Raw genomic sequence first — 19,648 nt, 5'->3', positions numbered from 1 at the left:
AAGCCATGAAAATCCTTATTGTTAAAAATCCAGAATACGAAGAGATTGTAATGGACTTTACAGACTTTGAGCGCAGCATAGAAAGCAACCTGACAAACTGGCAAATTTCATTTAATATCACTCAGACAAACACCAATGCGTTTGTTTTTAATTTGCTGCAAAGCGACCAAGCTTCTTTACTGTTTGAGGGGCAAGAATATGTCATACAACAAATCAATCCTGTATTAAGCGGAAATACGCAAACAATTTCTGTTACGGCCACACATATTTATTATGACGTACAGAAAAAAATTAGATTGGAAGACACCATAGATTCGGATTATGAGGACGACAGCCGGCCAAAACATACGCTTGAAGAATACTTGTCCTATCTGTTTAAGGGAAATACCTACGGGTACAGCTACGAAATTAAAGGAGCTTTTACGGCCCGTAAATTAATAACCGAGTTTGGTAAATCAGATGCGGTTTCCTTAATCAATACCTTAATTGATACTTTTCAGTGTTATGTGATGGCGGATAATAAGAAGATCATTTTTATGGACGAAGCCCATTTTAAAACTGTCACAGAAGAACAATTCAGATGGCTGTACAACACTGATGACATTAATTTATCACTGGATAAAACAAATCTACGGACAAAATGTTGGGTGTATCCGTATAAGGATGCCCACGACAACTATTTTTTCGAACCGTATGTTTATACGTCCGCCAATGCTGCAAGATTCGGTGACTCATTCGCGGAGCCGTTGGATTTAACAGGCGATACGGACGCAACAACAAAAAAATACACGGACGCGGAGGCTGCAAAACATTTACAGGATGTTCCAGAAACGACATTCACGCTGAATTATTACGGCTCCCGTCTGCCGGCAATAGGGGAAGTGTGGATGGCTATCATTGAGCCAATGGGCTTGGATGTAGACGTTTCAATCGTTGGGGTAAAAGATTACCCTTTCGATGATACAAAACCCGCAGAATTGACGTTTAGCAACGCAAGAAAGGATATGCTCTCTATTCAACAGCAAATATCCAAGAAAGCCACGACAGCATATAATAAATCCCACTTTGCAACGGAGTTAATCAGCAGCGTTCAAAAAGTGGCTGTCAACGCATGGGATGCGAGAGTAGTCATTGAAAAGGTGGGTGAGGTTAATGACTGATATTGTTATCTTAAAAGATTCTAAAAATAACCCGTTTTATCCTAAAACGCATACGTCGGCGGTAGCCGGTTTAGATGATAAGCTGTCCGATTACGATAATAGAATGATAAATGTCGAGTTAAGTAATTTAGTGGTTAACCCGCTGAAATGGAAGGGCGGCAACGCTTCAGCATTCGGCCGGAAACAGTATTCTGATATTTATCATGATGCCAGCAAATTAAATCTGAACACATTGACAATACCATTGCAAATAGCGGCCGCCGACGCGTCTGATTCTAACCCTGTTATTACCGACTACTCATATAACGAAGCATGGGAGGCCATACCGAAAGCCAAACGAGACGGATACAGGGTTATTTTAGAGCCGTACCCGTACATAGCAAACGGAACGGTCGCGGAAACAGACTGGATACCGACCGATATTGAACAATGGTTTTCTGTTTGGGGCAGGCATTTAAAAAACCTTGCTGCCACATGTGAAGAGAACGGCGTTGACGGGCTTTACATCGCTTCTAACTTAGTTCATATGGAAAGCTTCACTGACAAATGGAAATCGTTAATTTCCGATGTTCGTACGGTTTATACAGGAAAAATTCTCTATCGTACAAATTATTGGGTCACAGCTTCATGGGCACCCGATTATGTGGCAGCCTATGAAAATAAACTAAATAACGCTCTTTTTGGATTGGTTGATATCATAGCAATAGCGGCCTATTTTGAGCTGACTGATAATAAAAACCCTTCCGTTGACGAGCTTATAGATGCAATTTACAACGTGCCTTTATACGGCCGCGGTCAAAACATTTTTGAAGAAATACAGGCTTTCTACGACAAGTGGAAGAAGCCTGTTTTTTTTGGTGAATTAGGGATACCGCCCTATTCAAATTCGCCGGAGCAGCCGCATAATGCTTTCGGTGATCTTGGAGAATACAACGAGTCCATTCAGTCTAATTGGTTTGAAGCGTGGGTAAGGGTTTTTCAAACACAAGAATGGTGGCTCGGTTATTCCATTTATACGATTACAGATGAAAAATCAGTGTACAACGTAATGGGCCGTAAAGCAGAGACGGTTATTCGTGGCCAATCATTGGGCGGACAACAATTCAGCATGAGCGAAGTGATCAAACAGCTCAACGATTTAAAAAAACAGATAGCTGAATTACAAAATAAGTGAGTAAAGAAAGGATGAAATCATGATCAATTTAAATAAGGATTTACCCACCAGCTTAGATCGAGATTTTCGTGAGGCCCTCAATACAAATTTTGAGAAAATCGAACAGGCTATCAATAACCCTTCCGCGCAGCTATCGCCAGAGGAAATTGGCGAGAAGATCAAAGAAAATAATGACGAAATGTATAGAGAAATCAGGGCCATCATTACACCCGACATGTCACCTTTAGAGGTTACGGAGCAAGTGGAACAGGCGAAAATAGACAGTAAAAACATCAAACATGCCACGTTGTCGGAACGGATCGCGGCAGAAACAGAATACTCACAAAATAGTAATGAGTTAAATCAGCTTCTAAATATCACCGACAGCGGCCATATCAGTGTTGATTTTATTAAGAAAAGCAATCTGCTCAATGCAAAGAAAATCGCTATTTTGGGGGATAGTGTAGCCCACGGGCTGCGCGCCCAATACAACTTTGGCGATATCTTGAAAGAAAGGACAGGTGCCGAGGTCATAAATCTTTCTGTCAGCGGCGTTAACATGAGCAATAACGGAAACAACAATATCTATCAGCAGGCTCTTAAAACATCCGGGAACGATGTTGTCATTGTACAGGGAACGGATGATGACTGGTGTAACAGCATTGATATAGGAACAGACGAAAAGGATATTACGAAATTCTACGGCGGTTTTTATCAAGTCATTCAACAGCTCCGCATGAGAAATAAAGGCTGTAAGATCATCGTCATGACTGCCACACGACAAGCGAAGGTTTCAAACGGAAAGATTGTCCGACGGGATACCGATAAAAACAAATTAGGACTGACATTGGCCGACTATGTGGATGCTCAAAAGGAAGCTTGTACGCTGCTTTCTGTTCCGTATGCTGACATGTTTTATACGGATTTAATTGATCCTTACAACCCTGCTTTCAGAAAAATGTGTATGTCAGAAGGACTGCACCCGAACGAGATCGGGCATCAAATTATTTTCCAAGAAATTTGCCGCAATTATTTTTACTACTACGGATAAGGGAGTGCTTAAAACATGGCAAATCAAGATTTAGTTTTTGATATTAGCAAGGCGCATTTAGAACAAATTAACCAGCAACTTATCATTGGAAGAGTGGGGGATGGCGGTTTAAAAGCGGTGACGGTATCAGTCATGTCAAACGGTACGCCTTATGATCTAACGGGGAAAACCGTCTCTTTTGAAGGGCTGAAGCCTGACGGCACGCATATTATTGATGCAAACGGCGGTATTGTCCTCAATGAACAGGGCGGCATTTTTCGTTATGTGTTTCCATATCAAGCATTTGCAGCGATGGGGGAATATGAACAGGCATTCTTTAAAGTGAGCCGAGGCAGTCAGACAGACACCACATTAGAGTTTAAAATCAAAGTGCTTGAGAACAAAGTGGAAATGGGTATCAATTCAGTCTCTTTTATTTCTGATTTTGAAAATTTGAAGGCGCAGCTCAAACAAGCCTATGACGACTTTTTAGAACAAATTAAATCAGACCAGGATGCAACACAAAATATCATAGAGAGCACTAAAACAACGATCCAATCATTGCAAGAGCAATTAAACACGCTTAACACTAAAATTAAAAACAGTGATATTGTCACTTCCGGCCAATATGAAAATGATATGAGAACTCTCAATGATCAAATTAGTCAATTCAACAGCGCGGTTGATAATTTGGGAAAAAGCGTGTCCGCTGATCTTGGAGAAATGAAACAAAAGATTGATACAGCTATCGTTAACAAAATGGATACAACGCCCGTCGTTTTAGCAGACATTCATGACATTATCAGTACCGGTGTGTATTGGTATAATTCCACAACTCAAAACCTGCCGCCTAAATTGAATGGCGACAATGCAAATGGATTTATTTTTGCAGTTTTCAGTGATCAGGATAATGGTTTAGTGACTTTGCAGGGATCTGATTGGCATATTGAAAAATATCAGGGAGCCTATCGTAATTGGGTGTCAAAATCACCAGTTCTATTGTTTTCAGGCAGCGCAAAAGCGGGGGACACTATTAAACTGGCTGCCGATATTTCTAATTTCAGCTATTTCCTTTTTGAAGTCCATTTCAAAACGGATTATTACCATGTTTCGACGCAGCGGCCTGTCCCGGTTAATACGGTTTTTTATATCAACAATGCCGGCCTAAAAAGCAATGGGAAAGGCATGTATCAAGATGAAATCAGATTGAAGTACACGGACGGAAAGACATTAGTCGTGACAGAATGCCTTTCACTGGATACTGAAAAAATGGAAATCAGCAACCCGGACATTTATATTTCAAGCATTAAGGGGGTCTTTTAATTGCAGATTGTCCTAAATGAAAATAATGAAGTCGTTGCCTATGCTTTGGTCGGGGAGCTTGATAAAGCGGTTGAGGTATCGGATGAATTTGCAACGGCTGATTTTATTTCAAATCCGTTCCGCTACAAATTATCTGAAGGCGCGCTGATTGTGAACCCGGATTATCAAAATCCTGTCATTGATGATTCGAATACACCCGGCCCATTAGAGCAGGCCCAGCAGCAAATTGTTTCCCTTGTTCAGCAGCACATCACCGACAGCCAAGTCATTAAGCAAATGCAAGAACAAATTATCCAATTAGCTAAAACAGTCATGACATTACAGAAGGGGGAAGAGTAACTCATGAATTTTCCAACGTATGCAGACGCACAGGTTTATTATCAATGGGGCTTTGATATTTCATTTTGTGTGGAAGGCGGGGCCATTACACCGGATCAATATAAAGAGATTACCGGGAAGGATTACGGAGAAGAAACAAAGGGAACGGCAGGCGATGCCACACCCTCGGCCGGGCCTTCTGAGTCAACTGGCAGCACTACTGAAAGTGAACAAGTAAAGAAAGATGAAACGGCACCTGTAGGCGAATAGGTGTTTTTATTTTGCCGGAAAGGAGAAACAAACAATGGAAATGGACATCATGCAATATTTGATGACTCAGGGGCCGTTTGCGGTGTTATTTTGCTCCCTGCTGTATTATGTCATGAAAACGAGCAGAGAGCGGGAGGCAAAGCTCTACGGGCAAATTGATTCACAAAATGAGCTTTTAGCAAGGTTCAGTGATAAATATGAAATTGTCATTGATAAGCTGGATGAAATTCAAATGAAAATTGAAAAATAGGAGGATTCTTTATGTTGAATATGAGAGACAGGGGTACGGTCATTCGGACTGTGCTTCTTTTTATTGCATTAATTAACCAAACAATGTTGATGTTTGGAAAGTCACCGCTAGAGATTACAGACAGTCAGGTCACTCAACTTGTGAATGGGTTGTATACCGTCGGATCGGCGGCTTTTACAATTGGCACAACGTTAACAGCGTGGTTTAAAAATAACTACGTGACAGATAAAGGCCATAAACAGAAAGCCATTCTGAAACACCACAAACTCATTAAATAAGGGGTTGCCGTTCGGCAGCCTCTTTTTATATTTGAAAAAGATAGGGGAGATTTTTATGTCATCATTCAGAAACCAATATATTGATATTAACAAATGGACGCGGCCGGGAATTAAAAACAACGGCGTGAGAAAACTGACGGTACACTACACAGCAAATCCTGGGGCAACCGCAGCCAACCATTATACCTTCTTCGGAAGAACGCTTCCAGAGACAAACAGAACGCGACCGCTGAGTAAACAAGAGTTTGCATCTGCTCATATCTTTGTTGATCGGACAGATGCCATTTGCATTATTCCATTGAATGAAGTGGCTTACCATGCGAATGATGTGCAGCAGATTGTTAACGGGCAGCCTTACCGGGGTGTCGCGGCATTAAAACCGAATGCGAATTTCTTATCTGTAGGCGTGGAGCTGTGCATTGAAAAAAACGGCACTTTTCACCCGGATACAGTCGCCCGTGCGGAACAAGTTTGTGCCGAGCTGTGCAAGATGTTTAAACTTGATCCGATTAATGATATTGTTCGGCACTATGATATTACGCATAAAATTTGCCCTGCGCCGTGGGTGAGCAATCCGCAGGGGTTTACTGGTTTTAAGAGCCGCGTTAAAAAACGAATGGCCGGGACGGTTGTAACGGGGTCTGTAGTATCAAATCCAGCCGTTACCCATACAGACACAGGAAGATTTATTAAAAACACTGTGGTGGCAAAGGATGGGCTTGTTTTGCGTACACAACGGAGCGCCGCCTCTTCTATGGTGCTTACCCTGCCGAACGGCACGATTGTAAAATATCAGCTTGGTTCAACTGTGAACGGATGGGGCTATGTTGAGTACACCAATTCCAAAGGCCAAACGTTTCATGGGTATGTCAATGTCTCCTATATCAAGAGTGACAATGAGCTGAAAAGCAGCGGCCAAAAGAAATCGTCATCGTCAAAGCCAAAAACAACCGAGAAATCAAAATTCAGCCTGCCTAACGGGGTGTTTAAAGTCACAAGCCCGTTAACAAAAGGGGAGGCTGTAAAACAGATTCAGACGGCGCTGGCAGCTCTTTATTACTATCCTGACAAAGGGGCACCCAACAACGGAATCGACGGCTATTACGGACCGAAGACAGCAAATGCAGTCAAACGGTTCCAGTCCATGTATGGATTGACTGCGGACGGTATTTACGGACCGAAAACGAAAGCGAAGGTCGAAGCGCTTTTAAAATAAAAGAAGTGCCCCTTTTAAAGGGGCACTCTCATTTTTATTGCAGGGTCTATCCCCTGTTTTTCAGTAAACTGATTATCTCGTTGTTTTGATCAATTTTCTTAAAAGAATTTTTCCTCATAGTGACCAGATACGATATTGCCCACCAAACGACACCTACAATTGCCAGCAAGAAAACATAAGGAATAATGGTCGTGATTACAGTCAGAAAAAAGTCCACTAATTCTTCCTCCTTTTTTATAAATCACTTACACCAGCCAATAAACCTATAAGGGCCAATATTATTGTAATAGCTAAGAAAGCCCAGACTAATGCGCCAAATGGACTGTTAAGCCCCATTCTTTCTCTCCATTGATTCTTGTTTTGGCTGTCCGCTTTAATCTTCCCAAGCTGTATACACAGTATGACATTCAAGAAAACGGATATTACGAGAGCTGTCACTACATACAGGTTCAAAACCATCAACCTTTCTTTTTCAGCCTTCCCTTAAGTACAATATACTCTGTTAGAGAATACAAGAGTCAATATTCATATTTTTCTTTAGTTACATTTTATAGGAATTATTGTATTTTTATGGTTATGTATGTTAGTATGGTTTTGTTTCAAAAAAAGTTTGATAGGAGGAGTAGCATGAAAAAGTTTGTGACAGTTGTTATTGCCACGGTTTTAGCGCTCTTATTGTCAACACCATTTGAACAAACATCAAAGGCTGAGGAATTGCCTCAGCAGTCTTATTTACCTGAGAAGGAATTCGCATTTGATATGGATGTAACTGATCCGCAAGAACAAAAGGTTTTCGATGATAATGGAAATTATGTCGGTACGATGGGGATTATTCCCGAAAAGACTGAGGATGGATTTGAAACGATGGGCACAACCCCAGTCCCGGTAGGTACAACGACATTTAAAATCTACTGGAATACTGGCGTGGTAAACTTGAGCTACCGCATAAAGGTTAACCGCCCGAAACCGAAAAAGGTAATTTCGTATAGTAAAATCACAAAAGCATGGGACGAGTGGCATTTTGTAACACCGCCATTTACTGTGCAAGATGATGTACTGAAAATCACGAATGCCCAAGAAAAATCTAAGTCCCCAGCCACTGCCAGATATAGATTGAAATATGGAATTCTTGGACAAGGATCGATTCACTATGATCTGAAATCAAAAGTAAGCAAACATTATTTATATACGTCAGTTTCTAGTTTTGGATAATCGAAGGGCCTACAAGGCCCTCAGGCTGTCGAGAAAATCTCGACAGCCTTTTTGAAATTTAATCACACAATATACTGGTCTGATCCCATAGGCAGGCACACAATATATTGTGTCTCGGAACGAAAGAAATTAAAAGAATGAGGGTTTCTTTGCCATACGTCTTCAAAACCCCCACTTTCTCTTTAATCTGAGGGCCTACAAGGCCCTTTTTTTCTTGCTCCTCATCGCATAACGAAAAAGCCGAAACATATATTGCGGGTTTTTTTCGTTTCCGCATATTATATAAATAGTTATAATATTACAAAAATAGACATTAAAGGGAGAGGTGTGTATGGATCAAGTTTTATCGTCGTCCCAAGTGGGGGTCAAGATCAACGAATGGTACAGGATGATTCGTCAATTTAGTGTACCAGATGCTGAAATTTTAAAAGCGGAAGTGGAACAAGAAATAAACCAAATGGAAGAAGATCAAGATTTGTTGTTGTATTACTCTCTTATGTGTTTGCGCCACAATTTGATGCTCGAGTACCTTGAACCAAAAACGATGAATGAAGAACGCTCAAATAATTCATACTTATTAGAAAAGATTGAAGGTAGTCGATCTGAATTAAAAGGACTTCTTGAATATTATTTTCACTTTTTCCGTGGGATGTATGAATTTGAGAAATATGAATATCTTAAAGCGATCACGTTTTACAAGCAAGCTGAAAAGAAGTTGTCACTTGTTGCCGATGAGATTGAACGAGCTGAGTTTCATTATAAGGTTGCTGAAGTGTATTACCATATGAAGCAAACACACATGTCGATGCATCACATTATTCAGGCAATTGAGAGCTACAGAGCGCATGAAACCTATACCGTTAGGGAAATTCAGTGTTCATTTGTCATTGGCTTGAATTATTTAGACATGGAGTATCCTGAAAAAGCAATTCCTCATTTTGAAAAAGCTTTGGAAAATGCAAAGAAAGGGGATATATATCGTTTACAGGGTGTGTCTCTTTACAACATCGGTCTTAGTTTTTTTGTCAGCGATGATTTCGAAAAAGCTTCTAAATATTTTGCTCAATCCTTAGCGATTTACGAAGAAAAGTACGAAAATTCAAACAGACTGTTAGACCCTCTTATTATGCTTACAAAGACAAAATTCAAATTAAAGGATAATGAAGCAACTTCTTTATGTGAACGTGGTCTAATGTTATCCAGAAAACTTAATGACGAGATTTTGTACAGTGAGTTTAGATTCCTAAAAACGCTGTATACTCAGGATTCCATTACTGAGCTTGAAAATATCTTGAAGTATTTAGAAGAAAAGATGATGCTACCTGACATGGAGGATTTAGCTACAGACGCAGCGAAGTATTATAAAGAAAATGAAGACCATAAAGCGGCTGGAGTCTTTTATGAGAAAGTGCTTTATGCCCAAAAACAAATTCAGAGAGGGGATTGTCTTTATGAGTATTAAAGTTACTTCTGCATGTATCTTATTCATTGTATTGCTTGGTTTTTTAGGACATTATCTTGTTTCAAAGCCATCAGAAATGAAAGAGGCTAGGCGAGGACAAACAGCTAGTATTGAAATGGCAGCTCATAAGCTAGGTGATATCAACACAGCAAGTAAATTTCAAAGTGTTTAATATTTGTAATAAACAAATGCAAAAAGCCCATCCATTGGAGGGCTTCTTTTTTATTCAATCAATTTTATTTGTTATCTTTCCGGCAGCCCGACGTTTGCCGAGTGTGCCGTTTTTCGCTGAGTTTACATCCCCTAGAATCTTGTCCGCCTTATACAACGCCGATCTGATTTTATTAATATTCATATAATTCCCCTCTTTAAATTATAGCTTAAATATATATTTTTTTTTGAAAGCGAGCTTTTTTTTGAAACCATTTTTTCTTGGCTTCGTCTAACAGACGTGGACTTATGACTTTTTCGTATTTATGTCAAGTTTTCATGTTTATATTTAAATACCAAAAATCAAGTCATTCATAAACGCACCGTTTTTATAGGAAGTCTGAATTCATCTATTGTCCACCCGCGGGAGGTGTTTAAAGAAGCTTTCAAACGATCCGCCGCATCCTTCATTTGCGTTCACAATCATCCTTCAGGAGATCCTACACCAAGCAGGGAAGATATAGAGGTGACAAGACGGCTTTTTGAATGCGGAAATTTAATCGGCATCGAGCTGCTGGATCATTTAGTCATTGGTGATAAAAAATTTGTGAGTTTAAAGGAAAAAGGATATTTGTAACACTTTTTTTTTCGTTAAATTAAGATATAATAGATTTTATGAGTTTTTCCCTTTAGGGTATTTTTGCTTTAAGAAAGGAAGATACATACATATGTTCGGAATTGGTACAAGAGACCTTGGTATAGATCTGGGAACTGCGAATACGCTTGTGTTTGTAAAAGGTAAAGGAATTGTTGTGAGAGAGCCGTCTGTCGTTGCGCTGCAAACGGATACGAAATCAATCGTGGCTGTCGGTAACGACGCCAAAAACATGATCGGGCGCACACCGGGCAACGTGGTGGCCCTCCGTCCGATGAAAGACGGCGTTATCGCTGATTATGAAACTACTGCGACAATGATGAAATATTATATTAATCAGGCTGTGAAAAATAAAGGCTTATTTGCGAGAAAGCCGTACGTTATGGTCTGTGTGCCGTCAGGTATTACAGCGGTTGAAGAACGCGCTGTCATTGACGCGACAAGACAAGCCGGTGCGCGTGACGCTTACCCGATTGAAGAGCCGTTTGCCGCTGCCATCGGTGCAAACCTTCCAGTATGGGAGCCGACGGGCAGCATGGTCGTTGATATCGGAGGCGGAACTACGGAAGTCGCGATTATCTCACTAGGCGGCATTGTTACATCTCAATCTATCCGCGTGGCCGGTGACGAAATGGATGATTCGATCATCAGCTATATCAGAAAAACATATAACCTGATGATCGGGGACCGTACGGCGGAAGCCATCAAAATGGAGATCGGGTCAGCGGAAACGGGCGAAGAAAATGCGACAATGGAAATTCGCGGCCGTGACCTGCTGACAGGCCTGCCGAAAACAATCGAAATTACGGGAACCGAAATTGCAAATGCACTGCGTGATACCGTTCTTTCTATTGTTGACGCGGTGAAGAGCACGCTTGAAAAAACACCGCCTGAACTTGCCGCTGATATTATGGACAGAGGCATTGTATTAACAGGGGGAGGCGCGCTGCTTCGAAACCTTGACAAAGTCATCAGCGATGAAACGAAAATGCCGGTTCTTATCGCTGAAGATCCGCTTGATTGTGTCGCGATCGGTACTGGAAAAGCACTGGAGCACATCCATCTTTTCAAAGGGAAAACAAGATAATCAGGAGTTAAATAGAAGAGGTGTAACACGATGCCGAATAAACGGTTAATGCTATTACTTCTGTGTATTATCATATTGGTGGCTATGATTGGATTCTCGCTGAAGAACGGCCGTAATACCACCTGGCCTGAAAAGCTGATCGGTGATACGACGGGAGTATTTCAAAATATTTTTCACACGCCTGCCGAATATTTTGCAGGGTTCTTCGGGGACATAGAAGACCTGAAAAACACATACAAAGAAAACGAACGTTTAAGAGAAAAACTGGACGGACAGACGCAATATGAAGCAAAGCTCCAAGAATTGAAAGATGAAAACAAGAAATTGCTTGATGAACTCGGGCACGTCAAATCGATTACCGATTATGAACCGATTTTAGCGACCGTTATCGCGAGAAACCCTGATCAATGGTACAAGCAAATCATGATTAATAAGGGATCGAAGCAAAAAGTGGCCAAAGACATGGCTGTCACAAACGAAAAGGGCGCGCTGGTCGGGAAAATTAAAAGCAGCGGGCTGAACAACTTTACATCTGCCGTTCAGCTGTTAAGCGATGTTGACCGCAATAACAGAGTGGCAACCAAAATCTCAGGTAAAAAAGGCAGTAAAGGCTACGGTTTAATTGAGGGGTATGACAAAAAGAAACAAACCCTTAAAATGACCATTCTTGAGCCGGATGAAAAGCGCGAAGTGAAAAAGGGTGATCTTGTGGAAACCTCCGGAACGGGCGGTGTATTTCCTCAAGGCTTGACAGTCGGCGAAGTAACTGACGTCGAATCTGATTCTTACGGCCTGACCAAAATCGCGTACGTCAAACCGGCTGCCAATCTGTATGATTTAGACCATGTTATTGTGGTAAACCGCAGCGTAGCAACTTCTGATACAGGGGTGGGAGGATCGTGAAACGTTTCCTTCTCCCTTTGATTATGATGCTGGTCTTTTCTGCGGAAAGCATCTACACCGATTTGGTGCATTTTCCTTTCATTTCCGACGAGCAGCAGGTCGTTCCGCACTTTCTTTTGCTTGTTTTAATTTTTATGTCCGCTTACATCAATCAAAAACATGCAGTCATTTACGGATTCATTTTCGGTCTTCTCTATGACATCACGTATACTGGTGTTTTAGGAGTTTATATGTTTGGTTTTGCCGGCTTATGCTACCTGGCTGCTAAAGCGTTTAAAGTGCTGCAGACGAACGCTTTAATGGTCATTCTTGTGGCGGTGCTCGGTGTATGTGTGCTTGAATTTTACGTCTACGGAATTCAGACTTTAATTCACAGCGGCACGATGACGTTCAATGAATTTGTCATTCAGCGGTTTTTACCGACCGTTTTACTGAATATTGCAGGCGCAATTGTACTGGTCCTGCCTGTTAGGCTGTTTTATATAAGTCTAAAGAAAGAATTAAGAGATGAGTAAAAAGGATTTTATCTTTTTTTGACGAAAAGAGTATGTTGTTGAGGTGAACATTGTGAAGACCAAAAAGCAGCAATATGTAACAATAAAAGGAACAAAAAACGGCTTAACATTGCATCTGGATGATGCGTGTTCTTTTGATGAGCTTCTCGATGGTCTTCAAAGTATGCTGTCGATTGAACAATATACTGATGGCAAAGGTCAAAAAATCAGTGTTCATATTAAACTCGGACATCGCTATCTGTATCAGGAACAGGAAGAACAGCTCACTGATCTGATCGCGTCAAAGAAAGATTTAGTCGTTCATTCAATTGACAGTGAAGTCATCGCCAAAGAAGAAGCACAGCGCATGAAAGAGGAAGCGGAGATTGTCTCGGTTTCTAAAATAGTCCGTTCAGGACAGGTGCTTCACGTGACGGGAGATTTGCTTTTGATCGGAGATGTGAATCCCGGCGGAACGGTTAAGGCCGGAGGGAATATATTTGTTCTCGGCTCATTAAAAGGAATTGCCCACGCCGGTTATAACGGAAACAGCCGGGCCGTGATTGCGGCTTCCGAAATGCTGCCGACACAATTAAGGATCAATCACGTGTTAAATCGCTCCCCAGACCACATTCAAAAAGGGAACGACATGGAATGTGCTTATTTAGATACAGACGGAAATATGGTCATTGAACGCCTTCAACATTTGGCTCATTTAAGACCTGATCTAACAAGGCTTGAGGGAGGAATGTGAAATTGGGTGAGGCTATCGTAATAACTTCGGGAAAAGGCGGAGTAGGAAAAACAACAACATCTGCAAACCTCGGTACCGCCTTAGCCATTTTAGGGAAACGCGTCTGTTTAGTTGATACAGATATCGGACTGCGAAACCTTGATGTCGTAATGGGTCTTGAAAACAGAATTATATATGACTTAGTTGACGTCATTGAAGGCAGATGCAAGATGCATCAGGCGCTTGTTAAGGATAAACGTTTTGATGATCTGCTTCATTTGATGCCGGCTGCCCAGACAAGCGACAAAACGGCTGTTGTTCCTGAGCAAATCAAATCGCTTGTGCAGCAGCTCAAGCAGGAATTTGATTATGTCATCATTGATTGTCCCGCCGGAATTGAACAGGGCTATAAAAATGCCGTGTCCGGAGCTGATAAGGCGATTGTTGTGACAACGCCGGAAATTTCAGCGGTGCGGGATGCCGACCGTATTATCGGTCTTTTGGAGCAGGAGGAAATTGAACCGCCGCGGCTTATCGTTAACCGCATCAGAAATCACCTTGTGAAAAACGGTGACACGATGGATGTCGACGAGGTTGTTCATCATCTTTCTATTGATCTGCTCGGAATCGTCGCTGACGATGATGAAGTGATTAAAGCATCAAATATCGGCGAGCCGATTGCAATGAATTCAAAAAACCGCGCCAGCATTGCATACCGCAATATTGCCCGGCGTATTTTAGGGGAATCCGTTCCTTTACAGGTGCTTGAAGAGCAGCAAAAAGGGATGATGGCGAAAATAAAGTCATTTTTTGGCGTGCGGTCATAATAAAATAATAGAAAACAAGGATCTGATGAAGCGCCAGCTTGTCAGGTCTTTTTTTGTTTATCATCAGCAAGGCGCATATTTGCAATGGACAAGGCATAGGATGTACAAACCCAACGATTGCAAAGGATGATGGCGATGAGTCACAGAGCTGATGAAATTAGAAAAAGACTGGCCAAAAGAAGAAAGCAGCAGCCCGGTTCAAAACGCCCTGCCGTTCAAACCGCTCAGAAGAAACAAAAGCTCCCGGCTTGGCAGGCAGTCGAGGAACAAGAAAAGCACAGGCTCCTTCCGAGCTATGAAACGGAACATCCGCCGGAATTCAACGGAAGGCATCCATTGATTAACACCAATTCTATCATTTTAAAATGCCTGCTGGCGGCGTGTCTTGTCCTTATCTCCGCTATCGCCTATAAAACTGACAAACAGCCTTTGAGCCAAATCAAGCCGGCTATCGCTCAAACCTTTCAAAAAGAATTTCAGTTTGCTGCCGTGAGCCACTGGTTTGAGTCCGCATTCGGAAATCCGCTCGCTTTTCTCACACCCGGAACGAAAAAAAAGGGCGGCCAAGTAGCGGTCAGTCAGGAGCTGGCCGTACCTGCTGCGGGCAAAATCCAGGAGGACTTTCAGAATAATGGGGAAGGCGTAATCGTAGAAACAGCCAGCGATACAATTGATAGTGTAAAAGAGGGTTATGTCGTTGAAGTCAATAAAGATAAGAAAACAGGGTTGACGGTGAAGGTGCAGCACGCAGACAACAGCTGCAGCATTTACGGCCAGCTTAAAGACGTTAACGTGTCTCTGTATGATTTTATCGATAAAGGCAAAAAGATCGGTTCCATCAAGCTTGGCGATAAAAATAAAGGCCAATACTATTTTGCGATCCAAGAAGGAGACAAATTCATAGATCCGATTCAGGTGATCACATTTGATGAATAAATGGCTGAGTCTGATCTTAAAAATTCACGTTCATCCTTTTCTTTGGATTATCATGGGGCTTGGGCTTGTGACAGGGCACATTAAAGCGCTGTTATGTCTTTTGCTGGTTGTATTCGTCCATGAGCTGGGGCATGCTGCTCTGGCCGTGTTTTTTTCGTGGCGGATTAAACGGATTTTTTTGCTTCCCTTCGGCGGGACGGTTGAAGTGGAGGAGCACGGAAACCGGCCGCTTAAGGAAGAATTTGCGGTCATTCTGGCCGGCCCGCTTCAGCATTTATGGCTTCAGGCAGCGGCCTGGCTTCTTTTTGGGTTAGGCATAGTCGGACAGCAGACGTTCGAGATGTTTACATTTTATAACCTGTCGATTCTTTTCATCAACCTGCTGCCGATCTGGCCGCTTGACGGGGGGAAAATGGTTTTTTTATACTTTTCGAAACAAATGGCATTTCAAAGAGCGCACCTGCTCAGTGTACAGACCTCGTCCGTTTTCGCATTTTTGCTCTGCTGCTGGATTGTACTGGCTGTCCCCTTGCAGATCAGCGCCTGGGTGCTGTTCGTATTTCTCGCGGCTTCCCTGTGGGATGAATACCGGAAAAGGCATTATATTCAGATGAGGTTTCTATTGGAGAGATATTACGGAAATAACCTCGATGTTGAAATGCTGCTCCCTCTGACGGTCAAGGCTGATGCCAAGATTAAGCACGTAATGGCCGAATTTAAGCGGGGATGCAAGCACCCGATTATCATTGAAAAAGCCGGCGAGAAACTCAGCCAGCTCGATGAGAATGAAGTGCTGCACGCGTATTTCGCCGATAAGCGGACAGATTCCTCTATGGAAGAACTGCTGCTGCCTTACTAGAAATAGATTGACATATGTCTTCTGTTTTGATATATTTTTTAATGTTATGGATGTAGCACCATTGCTACAACCGCTCAGTACAGGTGTTAAGAGCTTTTCAGCCCCCTGCTGCTGGCGAGTCTTAGTCTAATAGGAGGTGCAGAGAATGTACGCAATCATTAAAACAGGCGGAAAACAAATCAAAGTTGAAGAAGGTCAAACTGTTTACATCGAAAAACTTGCTGCTGAAGCAGGTGAAACAGTGACGTTTGAAGACGTATTGTTTGTTGGCGGAGACAGCGTGAAAGTCGGCAACCCGACAGTTGCAGGCGCGACAGTTACAGCTAAAGTTGAAAAACAAGGCCGTGCGAAAAAAATCACAGTTTTCCGTTACAAACCAAAGAAAAATGTTCATAAAAAACAAGGTCATCGTCAGCCTTATACTAAATTGACAATCGAAAAAATCAACGCGTAAGCATGATTCAGGCAACAATTCGAAGATCCCGCACAGAAGAGGGCATTTTGTCCTTTGAAATGACGGGGCATGCCGATTTTGCTGAACATGGACGAGATCTCGTTTGCGCCGCGGTCACAGCTGTTGTCTTCGGAGCAGTCAATGCGGTTATCGCACTGGCTCCTCTCGAACCGATTCTTGATATAGGCGAGGACGGGGGTTATTTCTATTTTGAATTCCCTGAAGCCGCTGATCAGGAAGCTTTTCAAAAAGCGCAGCTGCTGATTGAAGGCATGATTGTTTCTCTTGAGACAATCGAGCGGGATTACAATGACCACTTACGGTTGACTACAAACCAAATATAGGAGGTGAGTTACATGCTTAGATTAGATCTTCAGTTTTTCGCTTCTAAAAAAGGTGTAGGTTCTACAAAGAACGGACGTGACTCTGAATCTAAACGTTTAGGCGCTAAACGTGCAGACGGTCAATTCGTTACAGGCGGATCTATCCTTTACCGTCAACGCGGAACGAAAATTTACCCAGGTGAAAACGTGGGCCGCGGAGGAGATGACACTCTTTTTGCTAAAATCGACGGAACTGTTAAATTCGAACGTTTCGGCCGTGACCGCAAAAAAGTGAGCGTATATCCTGTAGCTCAATAATGACACAAAAAACTCCGGTCGTTGACTGGAGTTTTTTTTGCAGTAAGCGGAGTAACATCAAGAATGAAAAGCAGAGGATGTGCGAGTGAACCCCGCCTAGAATGAGAACACCAGCTTCTCATACCCACTGGATATGTTCCCCAAGCAGTGATACTACAATGTTTCTGCCTGGCATCCAAAACGCATGCCGATCCAAAAAAGGAACATGATGAACCAGGAAAAACAAGTGTTTTTCTAACAAAGCCTTCTCTGTTATAATTCATAGTACACACTTATCAAGACTCCTAAATAAGAAATTAAACGATTGGGAGTGCGAAAATGAAGGATGTATCGAAGAAACAAGAAGAACCTATAAGCGAGGCGGCTTTAACCAGCGAGCTGATCCATTTAATGGGCCATTTCCGGCATGATTGGATGAATAAGCTTCAGCTTATTAAAGGAAACTTAAGCTTGCAGAAGTATGACCGCGTTGTTGAAATCATTGACGAAATGGTCATAGATGCAAAGCATGAATCAAAGCTCTCAAACCTGAAAACCCCGCACTTGGCGTTTGACTTTCTGACGTTTAATTGGAAGTCCCAATATATGAGGCTCGAATATGAAGTGCTCGGAGAAATAAAAGATTTATCGGCATATGATCAAAAGCTGTCGAACATGATGAGAAAACTGTTTCATCTGTTCGGTCTGGCGGTAAGCAATGAAAGTGAAAATCATCTGACCGTATCGCTGCAAACGGATCACCCTGACAGACAGCTTATTTTATATCTCGATTTTCACGGAACAATTGCAAATGCAGACGTTTTTGATGATTTTCGCAAATCCCGATATGAGGACTTTGATGTAATCCAATTTGAGCTGACGGGCCATGAATGTGTGGCCGAAATTGGGGTGAACTAGCGGTTTTTCACGGTTTAGAACGGAGGATATTATGTTTGTAGATCAGGTGAAAGTATATGTAAAAGGCGGCGACGGCGGTAACGGAATGGTTGCGTTCCGCCGTGAAAAATATGTGCCGAAAGGCGGGCCTGCGGGCGGCGACGGAGGAAAGGGCGGCGACGTCGTTTTTGAGGTCGATGAAGGTCTGCGCACGTTAATGGATTTCCGTTACCAAAGACATTTCAAAGCCATCCGCGGCGAGCACGGCATGTCTAAAAATCAGCACGGCAAAAACGCGGAGGACATGGTGATTAAAGTTCCGCCCGGCACAGTCGTGACAGATGATGATACAAAACAGGTCATTGCCGATCTGACTGAGCACGGCCAGCGTGCCGTCATAGCAAAAGGCGGACGCGGCGGACGCGGAAATACCCGTTTTGCGACACCGGCCAATCCGGCACCGCAGCTGTCAGAGCACGGAGAACCGGGAAAAGAGCGCTATATCGTGCTTGAATTAAAGGTGCTTGCAGACGTAGGTCTCGTCGGTTTCCCGAGCGTCGGAAAATCTACGCTTTTGTCTGTCGTATCATCGGCAAAACCGAAAATCGCGGATTATCATTTTACAACGCTTGTTCCGAATCTGGGCATGGTGGAAACAGATGACGCGAGAAGCTTTGTCATGGCTGATTTGCCCGGTTTAATTGAAGGGGCTCATGAAGGGGTCGGGTTAGGCCACCAATTTCTCCGCCATATCGAACGGACGCGCGTCATTGTCCACGTGATTGATATGTCGGCGATGGAAGGCCGCGATCCGTATGAGGATTATCTGACCATTAATCAGGAGCTCAGTGAGTATAATCTGCGGCTGACAGAGCGCCCGCAAATTATAGTCGCAAATAAAATGGACATGCCTGAGGCAGCTGAAAACCTAAAGGCGTTTAAAGAAAAGCTTCAGGATGACCATCCTGTCTTCCCGATCAGTGCGGTGACGAGAGAAGGGGTCCGCGAGCTTCTGTTTGAAGTCGCTAACCAATTGGAAACAACGCCTGAATTCCCGCTGTATGATGAGGAAGAACTGGCGGAAAACCGCGTCTTGTACACGATGGAAGATGAAGAAATGCCGTTTAACATCACCCGTGATCCTGACGGTGCGTTTGTGCTTTCAGGAGACAGCCTTGAACGCTTGTTTAAGATGACTGACTTCTCCCGTGACGAATCCGTCAAGCGCTTTGCAAGACAGATGCGCGGAATGGGCGTTGATGAAGCGCTGAGAGAACAGGGAGCAAAAGACGGCGATATCATCAGGCTCTTGGAATTTGAATTTGAATTTATTGATTAAAAAAAGGAGAGCTTGCTTTGCA

Annotated in this window: 25 protein-coding genes, 1 pseudogene and 1 other annotated feature; of the genes and pseudogenes, 25 read left to right on the top strand and 1 reads right to left on the bottom strand. The window is 42.7% G+C overall.

Going from position 1 to position 19,648, the window contains the following annotated elements; translation table 11 throughout:
• Positions 1-5: 5 nt before the first annotated feature.
• The 12 genes from AXI59_RS14550 to AXI59_RS14490 all read left to right on the top strand — a co-directional run bounded on the left by AXI59_RS14550 (position 6) and on the right by AXI59_RS14490 (position 9,844).
• On the top strand, positions 6-1,160 hold the full coding sequence (locus AXI59_RS14550; protein WP_061522950.1) for a prophage endopeptidase tail family protein: 1,155 nt from the start codon (positions 6-8) through the stop codon (positions 1,158-1,160).
• Positions 1,153-2,334, top strand: coding sequence for a glycoside hydrolase family 113 (locus AXI59_RS14545; protein ID WP_061522949.1), 1,182 nt, complete (start codon positions 1,153-1,155; stop codon positions 2,332-2,334). The genes AXI59_RS14550 and AXI59_RS14545 overlap by 8 nt, the downstream gene beginning before the upstream one ends.
• A 178-nt stretch (positions 2,335-2,512) precedes the next feature.
• The gene (locus AXI59_RS14540; protein WP_328056377.1) at positions 2,513-3,364 is read left to right on the top strand and encodes an SGNH/GDSL hydrolase family protein; all 852 of its coding nucleotides are present in this window, start codon (positions 2,513-2,515) and stop codon (positions 3,362-3,364) included.
• Positions 3,365-3,379: 15 nt separating this feature from the next.
• The gene (locus AXI59_RS14535; protein WP_061522948.1) at positions 3,380-4,666 is read left to right on the top strand and encodes a phage baseplate upper protein; all 1,287 of its coding nucleotides are present in this window, start codon (positions 3,380-3,382) and stop codon (positions 4,664-4,666) included.
• Positions 4,667-5,005 carry a DUF2977 domain-containing protein gene (locus AXI59_RS14530; protein ID WP_061522947.1) on the top strand — a complete coding sequence of 113 codons (339 nt, stop codon included), beginning with the start codon at positions 4,667-4,669 and terminating at the stop codon, positions 5,003-5,005. It begins immediately after the preceding gene.
• Between the two features lie 3 nt (positions 5,006-5,008).
• Positions 5,009-5,254, top strand: a complete 246-nt coding sequence (locus AXI59_RS14525) for an XkdX family protein (protein WP_061522946.1) — start codon at positions 5,009-5,011, stop codon at positions 5,252-5,254.
• Between the two features lie 34 nt (positions 5,255-5,288).
• Positions 5,289-5,504 carry a BhlA/UviB family holin-like peptide gene (locus AXI59_RS14520; RefSeq protein ID WP_013351487.1) on the top strand — a complete coding sequence of 72 codons (216 nt, stop codon included), beginning with the start codon at positions 5,289-5,291 and terminating at the stop codon, positions 5,502-5,504.
• Positions 5,505-5,515: 11 nt separating this feature from the next.
• On the top strand, positions 5,516-5,782 hold the full coding sequence (locus AXI59_RS14515) for a phage holin (RefSeq protein WP_061522945.1): 267 nt from the start codon (positions 5,516-5,518) through the stop codon (positions 5,780-5,782).
• Positions 5,783-5,837: 55 nt separating this feature from the next.
• Positions 5,838-6,998, top strand: a complete 1,161-nt coding sequence (locus tag AXI59_RS14510) for an N-acetylmuramoyl-L-alanine amidase (RefSeq protein WP_061522944.1) — start codon at positions 5,838-5,840, stop codon at positions 6,996-6,998.
• A gap of 627 nt (positions 6,999-7,625) precedes the next feature.
• Positions 7,626-8,210, top strand: a complete 585-nt coding sequence (locus AXI59_RS14500) for a DUF5626 family protein (RefSeq protein WP_061522942.1) — start codon at positions 7,626-7,628, stop codon at positions 8,208-8,210.
• A gap of 331 nt (positions 8,211-8,541) precedes the next feature.
• Positions 8,542-9,672, top strand: coding sequence for a response regulator aspartate phosphatase (locus AXI59_RS14495; protein ID WP_061522941.1), 1,131 nt, complete (start codon positions 8,542-8,544; stop codon positions 9,670-9,672).
• Complete coding sequence (locus AXI59_RS14490; RefSeq protein WP_061522940.1) at positions 9,662-9,844, top strand: hypothetical protein; 183 nt, start codon at positions 9,662-9,664, stop codon at positions 9,842-9,844. The genes AXI59_RS14495 and AXI59_RS14490 overlap by 11 nt, the downstream gene beginning before the upstream one ends.
• 54 nt (positions 9,845-9,898) lie before the next feature.
• Here AXI59_RS14490 and AXI59_RS20660 read toward each other — a convergent pair whose 3' ends face one another.
• On the bottom strand, positions 9,899-10,027 hold the full coding sequence (locus tag AXI59_RS20660) for a hypothetical protein (protein ID WP_269448772.1): 129 nt from the start codon (positions 10,025-10,027) through the stop codon (positions 9,899-9,901).
• Positions 10,028-10,156: 129 nt separating this feature from the next.
• Between AXI59_RS20660 and radC the strand changes: the two are divergent.
• The 13 genes and pseudogenes from radC to obgE all read left to right on the top strand — a co-directional run.
• Positions 10,157-10,459 (top strand): annotated as a pseudogene (gene radC, locus AXI59_RS14485) (RadC family protein); the annotation flags it as partial.
• A gap of 91 nt (positions 10,460-10,550) precedes the next feature.
• Positions 10,551-11,564, top strand: a complete 1,014-nt coding sequence (gene mreB, locus AXI59_RS14480; protein ID WP_061522939.1) for a cell shape-determining protein MreB — start codon at positions 10,551-10,553, stop codon at positions 11,562-11,564.
• Positions 11,565-11,594: 30 nt separating this feature from the next.
• On the top strand, positions 11,595-12,467 hold the full coding sequence (mreC, locus tag AXI59_RS14475; protein WP_061522938.1) for a rod shape-determining protein MreC: 873 nt from the start codon (positions 11,595-11,597) through the stop codon (positions 12,465-12,467).
• Entirely contained in the window at positions 12,464-12,982 is a 519-nt protein-coding gene (gene mreD / locus AXI59_RS14470) for a rod shape-determining protein MreD (RefSeq protein ID WP_061522937.1), read from the top strand. The genes mreC and mreD overlap by 4 nt, the downstream gene beginning before the upstream one ends.
• 52 nt (positions 12,983-13,034) lie before the next feature.
• A complete protein-coding gene (gene minC / locus AXI59_RS14465) occupies positions 13,035-13,715 on the top strand; it encodes a septum site-determining protein MinC (protein WP_061523004.1) in 681 nt (226 codons plus the stop codon).
• A 2-nt stretch (positions 13,716-13,717) separates the two neighbouring features.
• On the top strand, positions 13,718-14,521 hold the full coding sequence (gene minD / locus AXI59_RS14460; protein ID WP_061522936.1) for a septum site-determining protein MinD: 804 nt from the start codon (positions 13,718-13,720) through the stop codon (positions 14,519-14,521).
• 135 nt (positions 14,522-14,656) lie between these two features.
• On the top strand, positions 14,657-15,457 hold the full coding sequence (locus AXI59_RS14455) for a M23 family metallopeptidase (RefSeq protein WP_061522935.1): 801 nt from the start codon (positions 14,657-14,659) through the stop codon (positions 15,455-15,457).
• A complete protein-coding gene (locus AXI59_RS14450; protein ID WP_061528592.1) occupies positions 15,450-16,316 on the top strand; it encodes a M50 family metallopeptidase in 867 nt (288 codons plus the stop codon). The genes AXI59_RS14455 and AXI59_RS14450 overlap by 8 nt, the downstream gene beginning before the upstream one ends.
• Positions 16,317-16,374: 58 nt before the next feature.
• Positions 16,375-16,448: a sequence feature (ribosomal protein L21 leader region), on the top strand.
• A 13-nt stretch (positions 16,449-16,461) separates the two neighbouring features.
• A complete protein-coding gene (rplU, locus tag AXI59_RS14445; RefSeq protein WP_003152660.1) occupies positions 16,462-16,770 on the top strand; it encodes a 50S ribosomal protein L21 in 309 nt (102 codons plus the stop codon).
• Between the two features lie 2 nt (positions 16,771-16,772).
• Complete coding sequence (locus AXI59_RS14440) at positions 16,773-17,114, top strand: ribosomal-processing cysteine protease Prp (protein WP_061522933.1); 342 nt, start codon at positions 16,773-16,775, stop codon at positions 17,112-17,114.
• Between the two features lie 12 nt (positions 17,115-17,126).
• Positions 17,127-17,411, top strand: a complete 285-nt coding sequence (rpmA, locus tag AXI59_RS14435) for a 50S ribosomal protein L27 (protein WP_003152662.1) — start codon at positions 17,127-17,129, stop codon at positions 17,409-17,411.
• 318 nt (positions 17,412-17,729) lie between these two features.
• Complete coding sequence (locus tag AXI59_RS14430) at positions 17,730-18,308, top strand: sporulation initiation phosphotransferase B (RefSeq protein ID WP_061522932.1); 579 nt, start codon at positions 17,730-17,732, stop codon at positions 18,306-18,308.
• A gap of 31 nt (positions 18,309-18,339) precedes the next feature.
• Positions 18,340-19,626, top strand: coding sequence for a GTPase ObgE (obgE, locus tag AXI59_RS14425; RefSeq protein ID WP_061522931.1), 1,287 nt, complete (start codon positions 18,340-18,342; stop codon positions 19,624-19,626).
• The last annotated feature ends 22 nt before the right edge of the window (positions 19,627-19,648 follow it).

Origin of the sequence: Bacillus nakamurai (assembly GCF_001584325.1) — a bacterium.
Taxonomy (GTDB): domain Bacteria; phylum Bacillota; class Bacilli; order Bacillales; family Bacillaceae; genus Bacillus; species Bacillus nakamurai.
The sequence above is the reverse complement of the archived record's forward strand: the minus strand, read 5'-3'. Positions and strand labels throughout refer to the sequence as shown.